Below are 555 nucleotides of genomic sequence, written 5' to 3' on the forward strand. Positions count from 1 at the left end.
GCATCGGCTACTTCCTGCCGCCGAACCTGGGTGGTTTCTACGGCCAACTGCAGTACTCGTTCGGCGAAAAGACCAAGTACAGCCCTGGCACCGCGACCCCTGCAGTTGACAACAACTCGCGCGCAGGCCGCTACGTCGGCGGCCGCTTCGGCTACGCAAACGGTCCTCTGGATGTTGCGGTGGCTTATGCCAGCAGCACCGTAGGCGACCAGTTCTATGCTGGCACGACCAACAAGGTGAACACCTTCAACCTCGGCGCGTCGTACGACTTCGGTCCGGCGAAGCTCTTCGGCGAATTCTCGAAGGCCAAGAACAAGCTCGACTACGAAGTGACGCCTAACCTGGGCGGCCGTCCCGACATCGACCTCACCGGTTACCTGCTCGGCGTGACTGTGCCGGTCGGCGCCGGCTTGATCCGCGCTTCGTACTCGAGCGTCAAGTACGACGAAAACCTGATTGCGCAGACTCCCTTCGCAATCATCCCCGAGGACAAGAAGGCCAACAAGCTGGCAATCGGCTACGTGCACAACCTGTCGAAGCGCACGGCTCTGTACG

The 555-nt window shown here is 61.1% G+C and carries 1 protein-coding gene; it reads left to right on the forward strand.

Annotation, left to right across the window (positions count from 1 at the left end; genetic code table 11):
- Positions 1-555: porin (locus RT97_RS29170; protein WP_042582357.1), on the forward strand; the 555-nt coding region annotated here is incomplete at both ends.

It is taken from the genome of Variovorax paradoxus, from assembly GCF_000834655.1.
GTDB classification, from domain to species: Bacteria; Pseudomonadota; Gammaproteobacteria; order Burkholderiales; family Burkholderiaceae_C; genus Variovorax; species Variovorax paradoxus_F.